This window comes from Streptomyces sp. 3214.6 (genome assembly GCF_900129855.1).
Taxonomy (GTDB): Bacteria; Actinomycetota; Actinomycetes; order Streptomycetales; family Streptomycetaceae; genus Streptomyces; species Streptomyces soliscabiei.
This window is the reverse complement of record NZ_LT670819.1, coordinates 558,151-576,247: the sequence shown is the minus strand read 5'-3', so window position 1 is coordinate 576,247 and position 18,097 is coordinate 558,151. Positions and strand designations below refer to the sequence as shown.

The 18,097-nt window shown below is 71.4% G+C and carries 16 protein-coding genes; 3 read left to right on the top strand and 13 right to left on the bottom strand.

What is annotated here, in order from left to right:
- Positions 1–24: 24 nt before the first annotated feature.
- The 6 genes from B5557_RS02435 to B5557_RS02410 form a co-directional block, all read right to left on the bottom strand.
- Positions 25–570 (bottom strand): YciI family protein, encoded by a 546-nt coding sequence (locus B5557_RS02435; protein WP_079657540.1) that lies wholly within the window; start codon positions 568–570, stop codon positions 25–27.
- A gap of 74 nt (positions 571–644) precedes the next feature.
- Positions 645–1,307 (bottom strand): maleylpyruvate isomerase N-terminal domain-containing protein, encoded by a 663-nt coding sequence (locus B5557_RS02430; RefSeq protein WP_079657539.1) that lies wholly within the window; start codon positions 1,305–1,307, stop codon positions 645–647.
- A 114-nt stretch (positions 1,308–1,421) separates the two neighbouring features.
- Complete coding sequence (locus tag B5557_RS02425; RefSeq protein WP_079657538.1) at positions 1,422–1,919, bottom strand: peptidylprolyl isomerase; 498 nt, start codon at positions 1,917–1,919, stop codon at positions 1,422–1,424.
- Positions 1,920–1,991: 72 nt separating this feature from the next.
- Positions 1,992–3,470: a glutamate--cysteine ligase gene (locus tag B5557_RS02420; RefSeq protein WP_079657537.1), complete on the bottom strand. Its 1,479-nt coding sequence runs from the start codon at positions 3,468–3,470 to the stop codon at positions 1,992–1,994.
- A 138-nt stretch (positions 3,471–3,608) separates the two neighbouring features.
- Positions 3,609–4,550 carry a hypothetical protein gene (locus B5557_RS02415; RefSeq protein ID WP_079664543.1) on the bottom strand — a complete coding sequence of 314 codons (942 nt, stop codon included), beginning with the start codon at positions 4,548–4,550 and terminating at the stop codon, positions 3,609–3,611.
- A 103-nt stretch (positions 4,551–4,653) separates the two neighbouring features.
- Positions 4,654–6,003 (bottom strand): GH25 family lysozyme, encoded by a 1,350-nt coding sequence (locus B5557_RS02410; protein WP_107472548.1) that lies wholly within the window; start codon positions 6,001–6,003, stop codon positions 4,654–4,656.
- 286 nt (positions 6,004–6,289) lie between these two features.
- On the opposite strand from B5557_RS02410, the gene B5557_RS02405 reads away from it, so the two are divergent.
- A complete protein-coding gene (locus B5557_RS02405) occupies positions 6,290–6,706 on the top strand; it encodes a hypothetical protein (RefSeq protein ID WP_231976226.1) in 417 nt (138 codons plus the stop codon).
- A gap of 76 nt (positions 6,707–6,782) precedes the next feature.
- On the opposite strand, the gene B5557_RS02400 is transcribed toward B5557_RS02405, so the two are convergent.
- The 7 genes from B5557_RS02400 to B5557_RS02365 all read right to left on the bottom strand — a co-directional run bounded on the left by B5557_RS02400 (position 6,783) and on the right by B5557_RS02365 (position 15,520).
- Entirely contained in the window at positions 6,783–8,189 is a 1,407-nt protein-coding gene (locus tag B5557_RS02400; protein ID WP_079657536.1) for a HEAT repeat domain-containing protein, read from the bottom strand.
- 385 nt (positions 8,190–8,574) lie between these two features.
- On the bottom strand, positions 8,575–9,765 hold the full coding sequence (locus B5557_RS02395) for an MFS transporter (protein WP_079657535.1): 1,191 nt from the start codon (positions 9,763–9,765) through the stop codon (positions 8,575–8,577).
- A 74-nt stretch (positions 9,766–9,839) separates the two neighbouring features.
- On the bottom strand, positions 9,840–10,220 hold the full coding sequence (locus B5557_RS02390) for a fic family toxin-antitoxin system, toxin component (RefSeq protein WP_079657534.1): 381 nt from the start codon (positions 10,218–10,220) through the stop codon (positions 9,840–9,842).
- Positions 10,217–10,513: a type II toxin -antitoxin system TacA 1-like antitoxin gene (locus B5557_RS02385; protein WP_173877634.1), complete on the bottom strand. Its 297-nt coding sequence runs from the start codon at positions 10,511–10,513 to the stop codon at positions 10,217–10,219. Before B5557_RS02385 ends, B5557_RS02390 begins: the two co-directional genes overlap by 4 nt.
- 338 nt (positions 10,514–10,851) lie before the next feature.
- Positions 10,852–12,972, bottom strand: a complete 2,121-nt coding sequence (locus B5557_RS02375) for an eCIS core domain-containing protein (RefSeq protein WP_079657531.1) — start codon at positions 12,970–12,972, stop codon at positions 10,852–10,854.
- Positions 12,973–13,093: 121 nt separating this feature from the next.
- Positions 13,094–14,023, bottom strand: a complete 930-nt coding sequence (locus tag B5557_RS02370) for an SGNH/GDSL hydrolase family protein (protein ID WP_079657530.1) — start codon at positions 14,021–14,023, stop codon at positions 13,094–13,096.
- Between the two features lie 294 nt (positions 14,024–14,317).
- A complete protein-coding gene (locus B5557_RS02365; protein WP_079657529.1) occupies positions 14,318–15,520 on the bottom strand; it encodes an alpha-lytic protease prodomain-containing protein in 1,203 nt (400 codons plus the stop codon).
- A gap of 240 nt (positions 15,521–15,760) precedes the next feature.
- On the opposite strand from B5557_RS02365, the gene B5557_RS02360 reads away from it, so the two are divergent.
- Both B5557_RS02360 and gap read left to right on the top strand, forming a co-directional pair.
- A complete protein-coding gene (locus tag B5557_RS02360; RefSeq protein WP_079657528.1) occupies positions 15,761–16,717 on the top strand; it encodes a GlxA family transcriptional regulator in 957 nt (318 codons plus the stop codon).
- Between the two features lie 123 nt (positions 16,718–16,840).
- Positions 16,841–17,836, top strand: coding sequence for a type I glyceraldehyde-3-phosphate dehydrogenase (gene gap / locus B5557_RS02355; RefSeq protein ID WP_079657527.1), 996 nt, complete (start codon positions 16,841–16,843; stop codon positions 17,834–17,836).
- Positions 17,837–18,097: the final 261 nt, after the last annotated feature.

Sequence of the window (18,097 nt, the reverse complement as noted above, 5' to 3'; positions counted from 1 at the left end):
CGAGGTGGGTGCGGCCTTGTCTCGTCACCGTCGTCCGCCGAACTCCCAGCTGTGGACCTCGATGTCGGCATAGCGGTCCGGGGTCAGGACGGCGCGTGCCGAGTCCGGGTCCGAGGCCCGGAGCAGCACCGCCGTCCCCAGCCAGCCGGCGCCGTCGTCGGACAGCAGCGGCCCGTACGCGATCAGGTCGTCCTGGTCGGACGGCAGGACGAGGTCGGCGGCGGCACCCGAGCCGAGGCCGAGCACCAGGAACCGGTCGCCGCCGGTCCGGCCGCCGGGGAAGTCCCACATGGTGCGTCCCAGCAGGTTGCGCCACCGGCGCACCAGCACGTCCCGGTAGGCGCCGGCCTGGTAGTTGGGCTCGTCGAAGGCGAACGCGCGGGCGGCGGCGGGATCCGGCAGGTCGACGATGTGCACGCTGCCCGTGCAGGTGTCGTCGTCGGCGAAGGTCGGGCCGCGAGCGATCAACTCCGCCGTGTACCGGTCCATGTACGACCAGTGCTCTTCCACCAGCTTGTCGCGCAACGCGCCGGAGCCGGGCCGGTCGCGGTGGTAACAGAAGTACTCCATGTCCACAGACCCTCTTCGACACGCGACGGCAGATCAACCGACTTTCCGGCAGCGGTGACCTCTGTCGGCGCCGGTCAACCGAGGACGAGGGGAAGCTTCGGGGCCGGCTGACCCAGCTCACCCAGCTCGGCCTGCTCCGCTTCGGACGGGGCACGCCGACCGGTGCCGATCAGCAAGGCGTCCGTGTCGGAGAACGACGGGGGAAACGCGGCCCCGGCGATCTTCTCCAGCAGCTCGCGGGACCGGGCGAGCCCTTCGGGGGGCGGTTCCACCGCGTCCGGGAGGTGCGCGATCAGGTCGAGGTGGTGCAGCGTCCATTCCAGGACGTACGCGGCGAGGTAGTCACCTGTGGTCAGCACCATGTCCCGGGTGCCGACCCGGACCGACGGGTCCGCGAGTTCGGCGGCACGACCGGCCGCGGAACCGACGTCGTCCAGGTGGAACTTGAGCAGCCACGGCTCTTCGTACGCGGCGGCCAGCCGGACGGTCAGCGCGTCGAGCGGATCGTCACCGGTGGGGGCTTCGACGAGGTTCCAATAGGTCACCGCGTCCCGGGTCGGTTCCGCTTCGGCGGGCGTGACCAGGGTGATCAGGACGTCCTGCGCGTCGACGATCAGATGGCACACCAAATCCCGCACGAGCCAGCCGACGCAACCCGAGGGGCGTGAGAAGTCCTCGTCCGGGAGATCGGCGACCGCCGTGCGCAACGCCGCCCAAGAGCGCGAGAAGAGATCCACGCCCGCAAGCTAACAGCGCGCTGCCCCCACGGCGACCGATTTCGCCCCCGCCGTGCACCGGCGCAGCCGGCCGGGGCGGGACCCCGGCCGGCAGGTGGGCGGTTCAATCCGAGGTCAGAGCTGACCGGACGCCGCGATGGTGATCTTCGCCGACGTCGCGCCGTTGCGGGAGCCGAGCGCCTCGATCTTCTTGACGACGGCCATGCTCTCGTCGTCGGCGACCTCGCCGAACACCACGTGCTTGCCGTCCAGCCAGTCGGTCACGACCGTGGTGATGAAGAACTGCGAGCCGTTGGAGTTCGGGCCGGCGTTGGCCATGGACAGCAGCCCCGGCCGGTCGTGCTTGAGGGAGAAGTTCTCGTCGGCGAACTTCTCGCCGTAGATGCTCTTGCCGCCGGTGCCGTTACCGCGGGTGAAGTCGCCGCCCTGGAGCATGAAGGCGGGGATGACCCGGTGGAAGGAGGAGCCGGCGTAGCCGAAGCCCTTCTCGCCGGTGGCCAGCGCGCGGAAGTTCTCCGCCGTCTTGGGGACGACGTCGTCGTACAGGTTGAAGTTGATGCGCCCTGCGGGCTCGTCGTTGATGGTGATGTCGAAATAGACCTTGCTCGTCATACCCCTATCCTGCACGGTCCAGGGAGTGCCGCCACACAGCGGGTCCCGTGTCGGCCCCCGGGCGGGGGTCGGTCAGTCGACCGGCCAGGTGTGCGCGGGGGCGTTGAGGTGCATGTAGTCGATGTAGAGCTGCGTCATCCGCCGCAGCGCCTCGTGGCGACCGGCGTGGGCGGAGGCGGTGATGCGGTGGAACGTCTCCTTCTGCCAGACGGCCCCGTTGCGGCCGGTCACACAGCGCTGCTCGATGATGCCGAGCAACGGCTCCCGCCAGGCCGCGTCCATGCCGGAGAGCTCCAGTCCCCGGTGCGCCAGCGGCAGCAGACGCCGCAGGACGAGCTCGGGCACCGGCGCCTCGCCCATCCCGGGCCAGTACAGCCGGGCCTCGATCCCGTGCCGCGCTGCGGTGTGCAGATTGTCCTCGGCGGCCTGGAAGGACATCCGTGACCACACCGGCCGCTCCTCCTCCACCAGGGCGCGGGTGAGGCCGTAGTAGAACGCGCCGTTGGCGAGGGTGTCGGCGACCGTCGGACCGGCCGGCAGACAGCGGTTCTCCACGCGCACGTGCGGCCGGTCGTGGGCGACGGCGTAGACCGGGCGGTTCCAGCGGTAGATCGTGCCGTTGTGCAGGGTCAGCTCCGCGAGCTCGGGGACGTCTCCCCGCGCCAGCGTCTCGCGCGGGTCCTGTTCGTCGCACAGCGGCAGCAGCGCGGGGAAGTACCGCAGGTTCTCCTCGAACAGGTCGAAGACGCTGGTGATCCACCGCTCTCCGAACCACACCCGGGGCCGTACTCCCTGCACCTTGATCTCCTGCGGGCGGGTGTCGGTGGCCTGCTCGAACAGCGGGATCCGGGTCTCGTGCCACAACTCCCTGTCGAACAGGAAAGGCGAGTTGGCCGCCAGTCCGACCTGGACACCGGCGATCGCCTGCGCCGCGTTCCAGTAGGCGGCGAACTCCTCGGGGGAGACCTGAAGATGGAACTGGGTGCTGGTGCAGGCGGCCTCCGGGGTGATGGTGTCGGCGTAGGTCCGCAGCCGGTCGACACCGTCCAGCTCGATACGAAGGTCCTCACCCCGCGCCGCGAACACCTGGTCGTTGAGCAGTCGGTAGCGGGCGTTCTCCGACAGCGCCCCCTCGCCGACGTCCTCCTGCCGCAGGGTGGGGAGGATGCCGACCATGATCAGATGGGCGCCGACCGATCTGGCGCGCTGCTCGGCGTGGTTGAGCGCGGCGCGGATCTCGGACTCCCAGGCGTCGGGGCCGCCCTGTGTCAGGCGGCGGGGCGGAACGTTGATCTCGAGGTTGAAGCGGCCCAGCTCAGTGGACCAGGCAGGGTCTGCTATCGCGTCGAGGACGTCGCTGTTGCGCATCGCCGGCTCGGCCTCGTCGTCGACCAGGTTCAGCTCGATCTCCAGGCCGACCTGGGGCCGCTCGGACTCGAACCGCGACTCGCGCAGCATCTGCGCGAACACCTCGAGGCACTCCTGCATCTTGATCCGGTACCGGCGCCGGTCCTCGCGGGTGAAGACCAGCGCCGGGACGTCGCGTCCCATCGGCCCTCCCGGCTCGTCCCTTGTCGGACGCCCTCCTGCCTCCAGCGTCGCACCACAGGACGCCCCTCACCAGGTGGCACGCCCCCGGGGTACGACCTGTCAGGCCGGCGGAATTTTCGCGGGTCACCGAGGGGTACGTCACCGGGAGGCCTGCCGGTGGGCTCCGGACAGACGTGCCACCTCCCGTGCGGTGTCCCGGGCCGCCTGTCCGGCCCGGGACACGGCGTCGGCGCTCGCCCGAAGCCGTTTCTCGGCCTCGTTGCGTTCCTGGTCGGCCCGCCGGAGCTCCTGGCGTGCCTGGCGCAGCCGCTGCTCGGCGGCGGACTCCTGCCGAGCGACCTGGTCGAGCCGCTCACGGGCCTGTCGCAGCGCCGCTTCGGCGTCCGCCTGCTCGGCGTGCACCTCACGGAGCCGCTGGTCAGCGGCCTCGGCCGCCCGGCGGGCCTGAGCGAGCTGCTCCTGCCGCAGACGGCGCCGCTCGGTGAGTTCGTCCTTCGCCCGCGACCGCGGCGAGGGCGCCGTAGCCGCCGTCCGGGCCGGCACGGGCGTCGGGCCGGCCGCCTCGGCGTCGCCTGAGGGAAAGTCCGCAGGCGGGGTGAGGGTGCTCTCCAGGCGGCCGCCGGCCCACCGGTCGGCGGCCGCCTGATCGGCGAGCACGGCCCGCAGGGTGGCTTCGAGGTCCCGCTGGGCTGTGTCCGACAGCCGGTGCCCGGCGTCCCGGGCCAGCTCGGCGGCCTGCCGGGACAGCGCGGCGACGACCGTGCGGCGCTGCTCGGACAGCTCCCTGATCCCGTCGGCGTCCAGGGTCCGGTACGCCTCGCGCAGTGCCCGCCCCAGCTCCAGGAACCGCCGGCTCTCCCGCGGCTGCGAGCGCAGCAGCAGGTTGGCGGCCCAGGCGGCGAGCGTGGGGCGGCGGGCGGCACGGATCCGGCGGGCGTCCTCTGCGCGGCCGGCCGTCCTGGCCTCGGCGGCCAGCTCCTCACGCCGGGAGACGAAGCCGGACGGCGGCGTGGCGTAGAGCTCGTCGAGAAGCCTCTCCACGTCGTGCCCCTCGGCGGGCCGCCCACCCTTGCGTGCCATGATCGTCAGCTTCCCCCCGGCAGGACCGGCGCGCACCTCGGGCCGCTCCGCCGCCGTGCCGGGGGACAGGCTTCATCGGTCAATGGCTCACCGGTTCAACGGCTCACCGGTTGGCCAGACGGTCGAGGTCGGCCTGGGTGCCGTTGAAGACGTCCGCGGTGGCCGGGGCCGCGATGCCGTCGAAGAGCGCGGCGTCGGTGTACTGCCACATGAGCCAGGTGCTGGAACCGTTCGGCAGCGGCGGCTCGGTGATCGACCGACGGTAGTCGGCGAGCTGGAGGGGATACGCGGCGAAGGCGGTGGTCGAGCCCAGGCAGTCGTCGAGGAACGACTTCTGGGTGTAGATGACGGGCTTCCGGCCGAACGCCGCTTCCACCGTGTCGAGCCAGGCCTTGGCGTCGGAGACCGAGGCATAGGTGGGACAGCCCTCCCTGCCGTCGTCCATCCGCTCCAGGTCGAAGACCGGCGGCAGGTCGCCGGGACGCTGCCCGGTGTAGCCGACCGCGCGTACCGCGGCGATGAACCGGTCGGCCTGGGCGGTTCCGGTGTCGGGGGAGGAGGCGGTGTAGAAGTGGTAGGGCGCGACGGCGAGTCCCACCGCCCTGGCGCTTTCCAGATCGGTGGCGAGGTATTCGTCGGTCACGTTGAGGCCCCGGGTGGCCTTGACGGTGGCGAACTCGACGCCGGAGGCCCGCACCGCGGACCAGTCGATGGGGGCGCCGTTCGGATGCTGGTACTTGGCGGTGTCCAGACCGTCGATCGGATAGCCGGCCGGCCGGGGCGGTGTGCAGTACACGTTCCGGCTGGACCAGTCGGCGAGTCTGGCCCAGGTGTTCGGCCCGACCACTCCGTCCGCGCTCAGGCCTGCGCACATCTGGAACTCGACGACCCGGTTCTCGGTCCCGCCGCCGAAGTCGCCGTCGATGGACAGCGGCGGGTAGTGGCCCGGCTCCATCGCCAGGTTGAGACGACACTGCACCTCCTTGACCTCGACGCCTTTCGCGCCCCGGCGCAGCGTGGGTCGGGTGTCGGTGTGCCCGCACACGGACGTCTGCGCGACGCCCGGTGTCCCTCCGGGCGGGCACGAACGCGGGTGCGCGGACCAGGTGTTGAGCGCGGCCCAGGTGAGGGGGCCGATCTCGCCGTCGGCGGTCAGTCCCGCACACCGCTGAAATGTCTGGACCCGTTCCGCGGTGCCGGGCCCGAAACTCCCGTCCACCGCGGTCGGCGAGTAACTGCCGTGCTTGGTGGCCAGGTTGAGCTCGCACTGCGCTTCGAGCGCCGCCGGCCCGGTGGATCCCTGCCGCAGCAGCGGCTGTTCGGCGGTGTGACCGCATACGGCGATCGCGGCCGTGGCGTCGCTCTCCGCCGCGTCGGCCGCCGCAGACCCGACCCCGAGCATGATCAGGGCACTCGTGAGGGCCAGACCTCGGCGAAGCGTCCTCGGTCGCATCCGTTCCTCCTGAAGAATTGGTCGACGGGCCGGACGGCTTTCGTCGGCATGAGGCGCCCGCCCCTGGAGCGCCCGCGTCCCTGCACCGCGCGGCCCCGGGGCCTGCCCGGGCCGATCATGCCGCAGAAGCGGGGTGTGGCAGGCTCCCCGGAGTCCGGCATCAGCCGTTCGAGCCTCGGAGGGCCGGTTTCGGCCAACCTGATGGCTGCTGAGTACGCGTACTCAGCAACGGAAGCGATCAACCCGGCAGACTCCGGGGTCCATGACGGATCACCGAGGAGCGAACGTGAGTCGAACGAGCAGAGCGCTGACCGTGACGGCGCTGGCCGCCTGTGCGTTGGCGGGCGTCGGGGCGGGGCCCGCCGCCGCAGCCGACGGTCCTCTGTTGCCCCACCCCGGCCCGGACGGCCTGGTGTGGGTGGAGGAACGGACCGGTGACGGCGGCGTCGCGTCGGGCGGCGCCTGGGACGGCCTGCCGACCGTCCTCACGGTGGCGTGCGAGGGCGACGGCAGCGTGCGCGTGACGATGCAGTCGCAGGAGGCGGAGGTGGCCGACTTCTCGGTCGACTGCCCGGCGGGGAGCACCGGAGTCGGCTCGGCGACCATGCCCGCCGGCGTCGTCCGACCGGGCTCCTTCACCATCGCTGTGGACGCCTCGTCGGAGTCCGTCCGATGGGCGCTGACGGTGACTCAGCCGGAGTGACGAACGGGAGCGCGGGAGACCCCGGTCGCGCCGGAACCACCCCGCTCGCTCACGCCGGCGGTCCTCGGCCGCTGCGTCAGATCGGCAGTGCTCCGGCCGGGTGGCCGTGTTCCCGGCCGCATGCGGTGAGAGCGAGTACGCCGTGCCCGGCGACTGTCGTCCCGGGGCCGAGGGAGCCGGGATCGACCGACAGCCGGGCGGCCACGTCGACGGCGTAACAGGTGTCGGGGATGCCGAGTTCCTCTTTCACCTGGCGGTATCTGGCGTCGAGCGCGGCGATGTCCGAAGGGTCCACCCCGTCGAAGAGGTCGTCGGGGAAGGAGCCTCTCTGATGCGGCAGCAGGTATCCGGCTTCGGCGGGGTGACCCGGTTGCCGGTCGCCCAGTTCGTGGCCGCCTTCTTCGTCGCCGGCTTCTTCGGCGCTGAACGCGTCGTAGAAACGCACCACTTCACCGGCCTCGGCGATGCACCAGGCGGTCCAGCTGTCCCCGCAGCTCATCCCGTACCACTGGGCCGCCCCGAACCGGTCGCTGAGCTCCGCACACCGCTCGCGCACCACACCCGCCATGATCTCGTCGCGACAGGCGTCGTCGGCGTCCTCCATGCGGTGGGCGTCCTGCGAGGGCTGGCCGAAGACCAGGGTCCAGCCGTCCAGCACCGGGCTGACGAACGCCCGGGCGCAGGCTTCGTGTCCGTGGGCCCGGCGCCAGTTGTGGCGGTCGTGGTTCCAGGCGGCCGCGCCGGTGCGCAGGGTGACCGACTGGCCGTCGCCCAGATCGAAGGCGTCCAACACCGCCCGCGGGTCGGCGCACGGCACCGCGTACCAGGATCCGCACAGGTGCATTCCCTCGGGCACCTCCGTGTGCTGCTTGATCCGCGTCAACCGGCGCAGTGCGTCCAGGTCTTCGGAGTCCAGCGCGGCCGGGCCGCCGATGGCGGCGAGTGCTTCCAACGCCCCCGCCCGCAGCCGGGGCCCGCGGGCGGGCGCCCGGCGGATCCGCCGCAGGGCGGCGACCGCGCCGCTGCCCAGGGCCGTGCAGGCAGCCAGGGCCCGCCGCCGGACCTCCTCCACAGGGTCACCCAGGGACGGCAACAGCCGGTCGGTGAACGGCAACGCTGCCTGCGCCCGGGCCTGAAAGGCGGAGAGCGCGCTCACGCGGACGTGGGGGTGCGGATGCTCCAGCAGCGGCAGGAAGACCGTCATGTCCTCGACCTGAAGGCCCCCCAATGCCCATCCGGCCCTGCGCTCCACTTCGGGCGAAGCGGCCGAGACGACGGCGTCGACGAGCGGGACGAGCGCGGGCTCGCCGATACGGCTCAACACCTCCCCGGGATGGGCCCAGTTGACGGGCGACTGCTCGTCGCAGAGCACCTCCAGCACCGGGAACACCACCTCGGCGCCTCGCACCACGAGGGCGTCGCGGGCCGTCCGGGGGTCTTCCCCACCACCGGTGAGCGCTTCGACCAGCTGTTCTCTGTCCACGACGCCACCGTAGCCGGGGCCACTGACAGCGCCGTCGCCCTGGGGAGCCGACTCGGGGCGGGGGGAGCCGGCGGCTCCGCCTCGCCCCGTCCGGGGCGGCCACGGCGCCGCCCCGGACGGGATTGTTCGTGAGGCGCAGCGCAGACGTCGTCCAGCCCCGTGAGTCAGCGGCTGCGGATGGCGCTGGTGGTGAAGAATCCCATGGCCGCGGCGCTGACCAGGGCACAGACGGCGAAGAGGGCGGTACGTCGCATGGAAGGACCTTTCCGGTGAAGACGGATGGGCTCTGCACAACGCCGGTCGGCCCCGTGTCGCTTCGCCGCCGGATCGACCCCACTCGTACGGGCGCGGCCAAGCGTGTGGCGGGCCGGGCTCACCAGGTGTCTCAGGCCCTCGTCGGCACCGGCCGCCGCAGCAGGTAGGCGGCCGCGGTCGACACGAGAACGGCCATGCAGGCGATGAACACCAGCCCCGCACCCTCCAGGCCGATCGGGCCCGTCAGTACGCCCACGCCGATCACCGGCACCGAGATGCCGGCGTAGGCCACCACGAAGAGCGTCGAGATCACCGCCGCGCGCCGGTTGGCGGGAGACGCCTCGGCCACCGCCGACAGCGCACCGCGGAAGGCCAGCCCCTGCCCGGCCCCGCCGACGAGCGCGCTCAGCACCACCAGCGACAGCACCTCCCATCGCAGCGCGCCCGCGAGCAGCGCCAGCCCGGCCAGCAGCGCCCCGCACCCCAGAGGCAGCGATCGTCCGACCCCGACCCGGCCCACGGCCAACTGCCCGGCGGTCGAGGCGAAGAAGGCCAACGCGACGATCAGACCGCTCAAGGCGTGGTTGCTCACGTCGAGGGAGTGCGCGAGGAACGCGGGGCTGACCGAGGTGAACACCCCGAACAGCGCGAACCCCACGAACGAGGCGATCGCCGCCGGCCCGAACACCGTCCGCACCTGTGGCGGCAGAGCGGGCCGCTGCGGCCGTACGGTGCTCGGCGGCCTCCGGTCCCGCACGGTCTCCGGAAGGCGCGCCACGACCGCGGCCGAGCAGGCGACCAGGGCGAGGTGCACGGCGAACGGCAGGTACAGCGGCCAGGCCGCGTACTGCGCGAGGATCCCGGCGAGCAGCGGCCCGCAGCCCAGGCCGCCCATGTTGGCGGCCGTCGCCACGAACGTGGCCCGCAAGGCGCCGCCGGCCGGCGCCAGGTCCATCACGTATGCCGTGGCCGCTCCGGTGAACAGACCGGCGGACAGTCCCGAAAGCAGCCGTCCCGCGTACAGCCAGCCCAGCCCGGTGGCGCTCAGGAAGCAGACGGCGCTTGCCGCCGCGCATCCCAGGCCCCACAGCAGCACCGGTCGTCTGCCCACGGTGTCCGAGGCGTTGCCCGCCACCAGCAGTACGCCGATCACTGCGAAGGCGTACACCGCGTACACCACGGTGACCGTCAGTTCGGAGAAGCCGAACTTGTCCTGATAGAGGCCGTACAGAGGGGTCGGCAGCGTGGTGCCCGCCATGCACACGGCGAACACGGCTCCGCCGAGCACACAGGGCAGCCATCCTCGGCGCTCACGGTCCATGCCGGCGACAGTAACGGCCCGCCCGCGAACCCGGCGAGGCCCGACGTGCCCGCGGCGGGTCGCCCCGTGAGGGATCAGGCGACGGACCAGTCCCGCAGTTGGCGGGCGATCCGGGCGACACCGAGAGCTCCGCAAGCGGCGTCGCGCACGAGCGCGACGGCCGCCTTGGGCGGGTAGTCGAGCCTGCGCGCGTTGAGGATCAGGTAGGCCTCGGTGGCATGCCATGCGAAGGCCTCGTTCGAGTGCTCCAGGCACGGCAGCTTCGCCAGGGTCTGCAGCAGGGCGCCTGCCTTGAGGTGCAGCGAGCCGTAGACGTCGTGCTCCAGTGCCCGGGCGTTGACCCGCGCGACCGCGGCGTACAGCGGCCCGTAGTCGTCGACCTGCGGATCACCGTCGAGCAGCTCGGCGGCATGCAGCAGAAACGTGACGTCCAGCGGGTGGTCCGGCTGGGTCACGCCGCGTGCCCTCGCTCCTGCTTCTCGAGGTCCCGCCGCGCTTCGCGTTCGGCCGCTCGCTCCTCGGCGCGCGGGTCCGCGGCGCTCGGTTCGGCCGCGAACGCCGCACCGCTGCGGGCCATGGACTCCTTGAAGCCCTCCAGGAACCGCGCTTCGACGCCGGTCGCACGGGCGTAGGCGGCCGAGAGGATGTACTCCTGCAGACTGACCCCCTCCTGCTTCGCGGCGGCGGCGATGGCGGCCCGCTGCTCAGGGTCTGGGAAACGCAGATTCATCGCTTTGGGCTCCGACATGCAGTCCACGGTACCAGTGGTACCACGCCCAGGCCCGGGGGAACCGGGCTCCCTCGGCCGCCTCCGCTCAGCCGCCGTAGACCCTGCCTGGGCTGCTCCGGTCCGGCGGTCGAGAACTGGCGCACCGAGGCGGCGTAGGCGTCATCGGCCGACCGAGCCGTCAGGGTGACCTTGCAGTCGCTGCCGAGGACGGACGAGGCGATCTGACGTGTCTGCGGCGCCGCGGCCTTCGCGCCGGAAGTGTTCCCCCGTTGGAACGAGTCGGAATGGATGGTGGAAATCATCCCCTTTGCTGATGAAGACACGCGAACGTGTCGGCGGTTGCACGGGACCCTCGGCTACTGCTTCGGGGCCTGCTCGGGGAAGAGTTTCTCGACGTACTTGTCGAGCAGCGTCTCGTATTTCCTGGCGTTCTCCGGGTCCATGGTGGTGTGCCGGACGATCTTGATACCGCTCTTGGGGTTCAGCATGAAGTTCTTCGACAGGAGCACGCGGGCCTGCATGAAGTTCTGCCGGTTCGCCACCCGCATCATCTCGTGGCGGCTCTTCTTTCCCTGCCCCTGGAAATGCTCGGGGTTCTTCTTGACGAGCTCCCGCTGCTTCGCGAGTTCCGGGTGGCTCAGCTTCTGCGGATCGTTGACATAGTCGTCGAGGTGGGTGGTCGGCGCGTATGCGCCCTGGTGGAACCGCTCAAGGGTTCTGTTGTGGAGGGCGGTGGCCTGCTGCTTGAGATGCCACTGCTGTTGATTCTGCGCATGCGCGTCGAGTTGCGGACGCGCGGCTTTCACCTGTTCCGCGGTGACGCCAGGGCCGGGCGGGAGGACGTCGCTGCCCGGAATCGGCGACGGCTCCTGGACGTCGGTGTTCCACACCGCGCGGACGGCGTCGAGGTTTCTGGTGATCTCGTCGTTCATCTTCTCGCGCTCATGGTCGACGGGGAGCTTGATCCGCTCCTTCTCGACCTGGTCCGGAGAAGCGGCCGTGAACTTGTTGTAGCGGATGGGACCCAGCGTGTGGAGGTCGTCGAGGAGCTCGTCGTCATGCGGCAGACCGTGCGGATGGGCGAGATAGGCCACGTCGTCGGCCAGGTTCTTGGGGACGAGGATCTGGAAGAGGCTGCCTTCTTTTGTGTCGTTGAGTTTTTCGGCCTCTTCGTAGAGTTCCTCCACTCCGCTGGTGTCCAGGCCGAACTTGGTCAGGAAGTCCTTGATGAACGCTGCCACGGGGATTTCGGTCTGCCCCTTGCCGATCTGGAAGTAGTGGAAGGTCTCCTCGCCCGGATGGTTCAGGCCGCCGTGCAGGGACAGGTTGGCAGAAATGATGTTGGACTTGGTGGGGGTGATGTTGTCGTCGATCAACCCGTTCTGCTTCATGTCCGCGTCGAAGAACTGCGAGATGTTCTCGTACTGCGAATAGTCGGTGTCCTTCGGCCCCGGGTACCTCAGGAAGTGGAAGTCGTCCGGCACTTCCTCGCGGTGATGGCGGGAGTAGACCCGCTTGTAGACGTCCTGGGCCACCCGGATACGGGGATCCTGGGCGTGGAAGAAGGGGTAGTGGTCGCCACCGTGCTCCTCCTCCTTCGCGATCACGTCCTGCTGTATCCGCTTGTACTGCTTCGCCTGCTCTCCGGTGATCTTCCGGCGCAGACGCCCGTCCTGCTCCTGTTCCTCCGTCAGTTCGGGCGTAGGCGTGAGGAAACGGCCGTGCACGCCCATCCGGTGCTGCCCCGTCTCCTCCAACTCGGCGTTGTGGAAAGGGAGATTGAGGTGCGCCTGGGTGGCCGACCTCATGCGCTGGACCGCCGCGGCCGGCGTCCCGCCCGCGGCTCCGCCCGGCGCGGAGGCAGGGGCGGCGGCAGGGGTGTGCGCGGTGTGCGCGACTTCCCCGCGCATGACTTCGGTCGCACGGGCCTCCGCCTCGCGCTCGAAGCGGTCCGACGGGTCCGAGATGCTCAACCCGGTGCCGTCGTCCGTCCCCGCGACCGGTCCCTGCCGTTGCTGGATGACATGGGTCAGCTCATGCGCCAGGGTGTGCTTGTCGCTCCCGCCGTCGCCGATGACCACATGATTGCCGGAGGTGAACGCACGGGCACCCACCGAGGCCGCGGAACGCTGCGCGGCGGCGCCGGTGTGCAGGCGCACGTCGGAGAAGTCGCTGCCCAGCCGCGCTTCCATCTCGGCGCGCAGCGGCTCGTCCAGCGGCCGGCCGGTCGAGCGCAGCACGTCGTGCACCGCGGACCGTTGCACAGCCTGCTCGTGCCCGGGGTCCGCGCCGGCGTCGCCCCGCCGCTCCTCGACCATCCGTGCCACCACCGCGTTTCCGGCGGTGCGCTGCAAGGACGCGACCGCCGCCGGGGACATGGGGGCGGCGGCGGGCTGCACCACCGCGGCTGTCTGTCCCGGCGGGTTCGGCACGCGCCGTGGGCCGGCGTCCTTCTCGGGCTGTTCCTTCGCACGCATGGCGGACCTTTCCTCGGTCCTCCTTCTCTACCGAGGCGCAGGCCGACCGGGAAAGGTCCGAACGGGCACCTCCGGGTGCACGATCGTCCGTCCGAAGGCCCACCCGCCGAGTCGGCCGGAGTCAGCGGCCGTACCGCCCGTGGGCCAGCCGCTTCAGCACCGCACCCGCCATCGCCTCCTCGCCCTTGGCGTTGGGGTGGGCCGGAGCGGCCGGCGAGGCGGGCCGCAACGGCTCGATCCACCGTTCCGCCGGAGGCTTGCACATGTCGTGGCCGATGGTCGGACCGTAGGTGTCGACGTACTCGGCGTGGATCCAGCGGGCCACCAGACGCAGCATCAGGTTGAGGCGTTTGCCGGTGTCCCGGAGGTAGGGGAAGTCCCGCGTCGCGAACGGCACGGCGGGCGCACAGCTGCTGCCGTCGTCGGGCAGGAGGTCGGGGTAGCCGACGACGAGGACCCGGGCGCGGGGGGCCCTGCCGTGCACGGCTGCCAGCACCCGCGCGACCTTGGGCGCCGTCCTGGCGATCTCGACCGTGAGCTGGTCGACGCCCGAGGACTCGTAGTGACGTTGGCACGGATTGCCCGTCGGATCCTGCGGGGCCAGTTGGGCGCAGGTGCCGATGATCGAGCCGAAGCCGATGTCGTTGCCGCCGATCTGGACGGTCACGAGGCTGCTGTCGCGGCTCAGCGCGTCGAGCTGAGGGCCGTTCGTCCCCTGCGGCTTCCACATGTTCTCGGTCGTCGCCCCGCTGCAGCTGACGTCCTTGAACAGGCTCGCCCGCAGCTGCCCGGCCACGAGCGACGGGTAGTTGTGGTCGGAGCGGGCGCAGTTGGCGTCGACCTGCCGGGGGATGAAGGGGCCGGAGGTGTAGGAGTCGCCGAGCGCCACATACCGGCTTCCGCCACCACCACCGCCCCCGCCGTGCGCCGCCGCGGGCGCGGCCGAAGCGGCGACCAGGGCACAACCTGCCAGCGCCGCCAAGAAGGTGACGCCCTTTCGGCGACGACCGGCCAGTCTCGCCACTCTCCCCGTGCGTATGTCGCCCTGCATCGCGTTCCTCCCCCTCGAAGCCCACGCCCACCGACGACGCCGTCCAGTCCGGTCCTCGTCGCGTTCAACTGGGCTTGTATACCGCCGGGTTGGTCTCCGGGGCCAGAGCCGGGAGCCAACGCGTCCCACGACGAGGCGGGTATGTCCGTTCCACGGCCACCGAGGCGGTGTGTACGGCCGGTTCGGACCACTGGGGGTTCCGTTCCACGGTGCTCCCACGGCGCTGACGAAGGCGGGGGTAGCCCTCCCTGACAGAGGGCCACCCCCACGCGCGGGGAGACCGCGGGGAGACGGTCAGTAGGTGTGCAGGGTGAGCCCGTAGCGGTTGAGGATCTCGTTCACCGGCTGGAACCAGGTCTCGCCGCCGGAAGAACAGTTGCCCCAGCCGCCGGAGGTGACGCCCTGCGCCTGGTCGCCGCTGATGAACGAGCCGCCGGAGTCGCCCCCTTCGGCACAGACGTTCGTCTTCGTCATCTGGTGCACCGCGCCCTCGCTGTAGTTGACCGTCTCGTTTTTCGCCAGCACCGTCCCGCAGTGCCAGTGCGTGGTCGAGCCGGACAGGCAGACGGAGGCACCCACGGGGGCCTCGGCCGAGCCGCGCACCAGCTGGTCGGAGACCGTGCCCCAGCCGAGCACGACCGGAACGGTCCACCAGCCACTGCCCACGCTCACCCAGGCGTAGTCGTTGTCGGGGAACGAGGAGCCCTGGAAGGCGCCGACATAGGAGCCGTCCCAGCCCGAGACGCCGGCGCCGGCCCGGCCGCAGTGGCCGGCGGTGACGAACCCGCCGTACACCGAGAAGCCGATGGAACAGCGCACGTTGCCCGTGTAGTAGGGGTCGCCGCCCACCGTGCCCGCCGCGAACGTGCGCGGAGCCGAGGCGACGGTCTCGACGGTGACGGGACCGGCGGTGCGGGCCTGCGCCAGGAACCGCTGGACATCGTTGTCGGAGCGCCGGTCGCCGACGACGGAGACCACGACGGCGTTCGCCTCCGGGTCGACGTGCCAACTCCCCACCCCAAAGGGGGCGGAAAGCCGGTCAATGCGTGACTTCACCGTGTCCAGCGCCCGTGCGCTGTGCTCGACGACACGGACACCGGCCCCCTCGGCGCGCAGCGTCGCACGGGTCGACCGCGTGGCCTGCGAGGTGACGGCGACCGTCAGACGACCGTCGGCGGCGTCGAACCAGGACCCCGCGTAGGCGGCGCCCGCCGTGCGGCGCGCCTTCGGTTCGAGCGCGGTGGCGGCCCGCTCGGCGTCCAGCCGGGCGGCGGCCTGTTCCTCTGTCAGCCCTAAGTCCTGCCGCATGGCGTCGAGCAGCGCGGCGGCGGGGGCGGTACTCGAAGCGGAGGCGGCAGCGGAGCCGGGGGTGGTTGTGGCGGGCGCGGCCGTGGGCTCGCCGCCGTTCGCCGCGGCGGGGAGTGTGCCCGTGCCGCCGAGCCCGGCGAGCGTCAGTAACGCGGCCAGGCAGACGTGCTTGAGCCTTGTGCGTCTCATGGGAGTTGCCCTTCGTCGTTCCAGTGAGTGGGGGTGGAACAGCGGATGGGTGAGAGCGCTCTCAGGTGTGGCGCGGCAGAGCCTAGCCCGACCAGGGTGTCAGGTCCATACCAATGGCTGTCCAATGCCCGTACGAATTCCCGTACCAGCACCAGCACCAGCACCAAGGGCCCGAACGATGCTGGTGCCGACGCGGGACGGTGCACCGGTCGCGGGTCGCACCCCCGTACCCTGTCCCGGGTGTCGTCCTCCCGCCTTCAACGCGTCGCCGTCCTCGTGCTGGCCGGCGCCAAGCCGCTCGACGTCGGCATCCCCGCGCAGGTGTTCGCGACCCGCGCGAGCATGCCCTACGAGGTGCGGGTGTGCGGCGCGGCGCCCGGCCTGGTGGCCGGCGGAGACGGCCTGTCGTACCACGTGGCCCACGGCCTGGACGCGCTCGACTGGGCCGATGTCGTCTTCATCCCCGGCTATCGGCTCCCCGACCGCGACGACCCGCCGCAAGCCGTCGTCGGCGCGCTGCTCGCCGCCCATGCCCGGGGCGCCCGGCTGGCCGCCATCTCGACGGGGGCCTTCGCGCTCGCCGCCACCGGCCTGCTCGACGGCCGACGGGCCACGACGCACTGGCACTACACACGGGCGCTGGCGGCGAAGCACCCGCAGGTGAAGGTCGACGAGAACGTCCTGTTCGTCGACGAGGGCAGCGTGCTGACGTCGGCCGGAGCCGCCTCCGGCATCGACCTGTGCCTGCACATCCTGCGCCGCGACCTCGGGGTGGCCGCGTCCAACCACGCGGCCCGGCGCCTGGTCGCCGCCCCCTACCGCAGCGGCGGCCAGGCGCAGTACGTGCCGCGCAGCGTGCCCGAGCCGCTGGGGGAACGGTTCGCCGCCACCCGCGAGTGGGCGCTGCACCGGCTCGGCGAACCCCTCACCCTGGAGACGCTGGCCCGGCACGCGGCGGTCTCGGAGCGCACCTTCTCGCGACGCTTCGTCGAGGACACCGGGTACACACCGATGCAGTGGGTGATGCGCGCGCGCATCGACATGGCCCGCGAGCTGCTGGAACGCTCCGAGCGCGGCATCGAGCAGATCGCGAACGACGTAGGCCTCGGCACGGGGGCGAACCTGCGGGCGCACTTCCAGCAGATCCTCGGCACCACACCGAGCGAGTACCGGAGCACCTTCACCCGGGGCGAGTAGCCGGGGAGCGCCGGCCGCCCACTCCTCGGCCCTGGCGAGATCCTTGCGAACCCTGGCGCTCACGCCCCGGTCACGGGCGGGCGTCGCGCGCGAGGCTGGTGCTGAACCGAAGGGACACCATTCATGACTCGCATCGCCATCAACGGTTTCGGTCGTATCGGACGCAATGTGCTGCGTGCGCTTCTGGAGCGCGACAGCGCCCTGGAGATCGTCGCCGTCAACGACCTCACGGAGCCCGCGGCTCTCGCGCGGCTGCTCGCCTTCGACTCGACGGCAGGCCGGCTGGGCCGTCCGGTCACCGTCGACGGCGACACCCTCGTCGTGGACGGACGGCGCATCAAGGTCCTCGCCGAGCGCGAGCCGGGCCGGCTGCCGTGGGGCGAACTCGGCGTCGACCTCGTGCTGGAGGCCACCGGTCGCTTCACCTCTGCCAAGGCCGCCCGCGCCCACCTCGACGCGGGCGCGCGCAAGGTGCTGGTCAGCGCGCCCTCCGACGGTGCCGACGTCACCCTGGCCTACGGCGTCAACACCGACGCATACGACGCCGAGCTGCACACGATCGTCTCCAATGCCTCGTGCACGACCAACGCGCTGGCCCCGCTGGCCGCGGTCCTGGACGACCTGGCCGGCATCGAGCACGGGTTCATGACGACGGTGCACGCCTACACGCAGGAGCAGAACCTGCAGGACGGCCCGCACCGCGACGCCCGCCGGGCCCGTGCCGCGGCCGTCAACATCGCGCCGACCACGACCGGCGCGGCCAAGGCGATCGGCCGGGTGCTGCCCAACCTCGACGGCAAGCTGTCCGGCGACTCGCTGCGGGTGCCGATCCCGGTGGGCTCGATCGTCGAGCTCAACACGAGCGTCGCGCGTGACGTGACCCGCGAGGAGGTCCTGGCGGCCTACCGCACGGCCGCCGAAGGCCCGCTGGCCGGGATCCTGGAGTACTCCGAGGACGCGCTGGTGTCGTCCGACATCGTCGGCAACCCGGCCTCCTCGATCTTCGACTCGGAACTCACCCGCGTCGACGGCCGCCACATCAAGGTCGTCGCCTGGTACGACAACGAGTGGGGCTTCTCCCACCGCGTGGTCGACACCCTCGAACTGCTCGCCCGCTGACGCGACCCCGGCCGGCCCCGCTGTTGAAGCCGGGGCCGGCCGGACGGTGGCCCTCCCCACCTCTTCGGTGATGTCGCCCTCCCGGCGCAGGGCGTCGGGAGGCAGTTCGTGCGCCCGAGCCGTCCAGGGCGGGAATCGCCAGTTCACGGCCCCTGCGCGCGCGGCCGACGGGTCCCCTGGTCACCCGCGCCGAACTCATGGGGGACAATACGATGTTGTCGCCGTCAACGGTTCCGCTGTTCCGGCCGTCGGGCGACGCCT

Coding starts and splice junctions, on each gene's coding strand:
- gap (WP_079657527.1), top strand. CDS start 16,841: ATGACTCGCATCGCCATCAACGGTTTCGGTCGTATCGGACGCAATGTG.
- B5557_RS02375 (WP_079657531.1), bottom strand. CDS start 12,972: ATGCGTGCGAAGGAACAGCCCGAGAAGGACGCCGGCCCACGGCGCGTG.
- B5557_RS02435 (WP_079657540.1), bottom strand. CDS start 570: ATGGAGTACTTCTGTTACCACCGCGACCGGCCCGGCTCCGGCGCGTTG.
- B5557_RS02385 (WP_173877634.1), bottom strand. CDS start 10,513: ATGTCGGAGCCCAAAGCGATGAATCTGCGTTTCCCAGACCCTGAGCAG.
- B5557_RS02415 (WP_079664543.1), bottom strand. CDS start 4,550: ATGGCACGCAAGGGTGGGCGGCCCGCCGAGGGGCACGACGTGGAGAGG.
- B5557_RS02370 (WP_079657530.1), bottom strand. CDS start 14,023: ATGCAGGGCGACATACGCACGGGGAGAGTGGCGAGACTGGCCGGTCGT.
- B5557_RS02365 (WP_079657529.1), bottom strand. CDS start 15,520: ATGAGACGCACAAGGCTCAAGCACGTCTGCCTGGCCGCGTTACTGACG.
- B5557_RS02395 (WP_079657535.1), bottom strand. CDS start 9,765: ATGGACCGTGAGCGCCGAGGATGGCTGCCCTGTGTGCTCGGCGGAGCC.
- B5557_RS02420 (WP_079657537.1), bottom strand. CDS start 3,470: ATGGGACGCGACGTCCCGGCGCTGGTCTTCACCCGCGAGGACCGGCGC.
- B5557_RS02410 (WP_107472548.1), bottom strand. CDS start 6,003: ATGCGACCGAGGACGCTTCGCCGAGGTCTGGCCCTCACGAGTGCCCTG.
- B5557_RS02425 (WP_079657538.1), bottom strand. CDS start 1,919: ATGACGAGCAAGGTCTATTTCGACATCACCATCAACGACGAGCCCGCA.